Genomic DNA, 1,861 nt, shown 5'->3' on the forward strand with positions numbered 1-1,861 from the left:
TCGCAGGCGGAACGAAGGGACCGAATTGCCGCGCTGGAGCCTTTTAAGTCAAAGATTCCGTAGCTGACATCTTGATCAATCATCGACAAATTAACCGATGCATTGGCCGCAAGCTGGTCCAGCACAAAACCATAGTCTTGCTGACTATTGAAACTGACCTCGACAGGAAAATTGTCGACGATCTGCAAAGCCGCGTTTTCTGCGCCAACTTGAAATGCCCCAACTTCGGTGGTGCCGTTCTTCAAAAATCGAATGGAAAGCCCCTGCTTCTCCACAATGTCCTGGCTGTCCTCATATCCAGCCGGTGCAAAGCGGATACGGTTACACTGAAGTTCCAGCGTCATGTTTCCAGATTGAATAAATGCATTGGGATTGGGCCCGGAACTAAACGACCACTCCGCTGATGCTGTAGTCGCCATAACCACCATCAGCGTCCCAGTGGAAATCGTTTTGAAACTCATTTTTTCTCTCCATGGAGTTACGGTTCGCGCTGTCGTTCAGCAGAGATTCCAGCCAATTGCCCGGGCAGCCAGGTCAAGAAACAGGTTCGCCGTATTCGTTTGCGCCTTCTTGGGAAGGTCGCGTAAGCCACCAGATCATCAGGATGGACAGAACCAATTGAAGAATTGAGACAACAACGATACCGGTCACACCCAGGACGGCCGCAGGTCCTCGCAATGCATCGGGATTTTCGGTCCCTTGCTCCAATACCGAAAAAAACGCTACCCCACCCAACATAACAAAAAGCGTTGTAATGCTGAGCGCCATCGGTAGCAGCAAATACCAGCCAGGTCGTCCTGTATCGTGCAGCCTCCGCCAACCGGCGGCCAGCATAGGTATGAGAACAGTCAGTTGGAAAACAGAGGACAGGACCCGAGATCCTTGCCCTGTTTCAGGGTCAGTCCCAAATATGATTGTATCCAGCACAGCTAAAGCGGCACTCACGAGAACTACAAACAAGAAGAACCACCAGTATTCTGAACGTTTCGCCCGCCCGGAAAACTGGAAGTATTTCGAGAAACACGTCTTAACGGATTCACCAAATCCCATCTTTCAATCCCTTCATTGTTTCTGTGCGGCCTCAGAACGCTTCGCCGTTCAGGGGAACACACTCGCCCCTAAGGATGCTCCCTCTTACCTTTTTGTTTGAGCGCAGAGGCCTATCGTACGAGAGCGTAGAGAAATTTACGCGCGGAAAAAATATTGATTTATTAGAAATTAGATTCAAACATGCGAATTCGACACAACTTTATTTTACCTCCGTTGTTGTCGTTGCTGCTCGCTGTGCCGAGCCCTTCCGACTGCTTGAGTGAGTGCTGGCGGTTGGAAAGCACTTTACAATGATTGAGCGCTGGGAGGACGCGATGATCAGACTAAACGTACTCGCCCTCTTTCCAGAGTTTGCTCTAGCATTTGCCAGTGACGTCATTCGGCCTTCACACGTTATTGTCGGCCCCGATAGTCAACGAAATATCGTCCCGCCGACCAAGCCCCCCGCGACAAGTTGTTGGGAAGGGAAATCACAGGGTCGAAGTATGTTCCATAGCCTGCTCTGACGCGAGAACTTCAAACAAGCCCATCCAATTTCAATAATTTCATGGGAACAAGAGGGAGAAGAAAATGTCCAACAAGATGGTGATGATTGCAGGCGCAACTTGTTTCGCATTGCTTGCAGCCTGCGACGAGACGAGTACATCCAGTGCGTCCGCCGAACTCACGCCGGCTCAGCAGGCGTGTTTGCGAGATGTAGCCAGCACAACGAACAATTCACAAGTCGTGGTGCTCTCATCCGCGTTTAGCGAGGCGGGAACACAGGTCACAGTCGGCGTTGGCGAGGATCGTGCTCCTTGGAATTGCATTG

General features: G+C 50.9%; 2 protein-coding genes and 1 pseudogene. 1 reads left to right on the plus strand and 2 read right to left on the minus strand.

The window, feature by feature from the left end; all coding sequences use genetic code 11:
• A pseudogene (locus ACR0MI_RS23615) lies at nt 1-461 on the minus strand (hypothetical protein); the annotation flags it as partial.
• Nucleotides 462-534: 73 nt separating this feature from the next.
• Nucleotides 535-1,050 carry a DUF805 domain-containing protein gene (locus ACR0MI_RS23620; protein WP_170617433.1) on the minus strand — a complete coding sequence of 172 codons (516 nt, stop codon included), beginning with the start codon at nt 1,048-1,050 and terminating at the stop codon, nt 535-537.
• A 570-nt stretch (nt 1,051-1,620) separates the two neighbouring features.
• On the opposite strand from ACR0MI_RS23620, the gene ACR0MI_RS23625 reads away from it, so the two are divergent.
• Nucleotides 1,621-1,861 (plus strand): hypothetical protein (locus ACR0MI_RS23625; protein ID WP_480855747.1); only part of this gene is annotated, 241 nt, incomplete at its 3' end.

The sequence above is a fragment of the Ruegeria sp. D4 genome, assembly GCF_056534475.1.

Bases quoted from the DNA above. Each gene is read 5' to 3' on its own strand.
- ACR0MI_RS23620 (WP_170617433.1), bottom strand. From the start codon at position 1,050: ATGGGATTTGGTGAATCCGTTAAGACGTGTTTCTCGAAATACTTCCAG.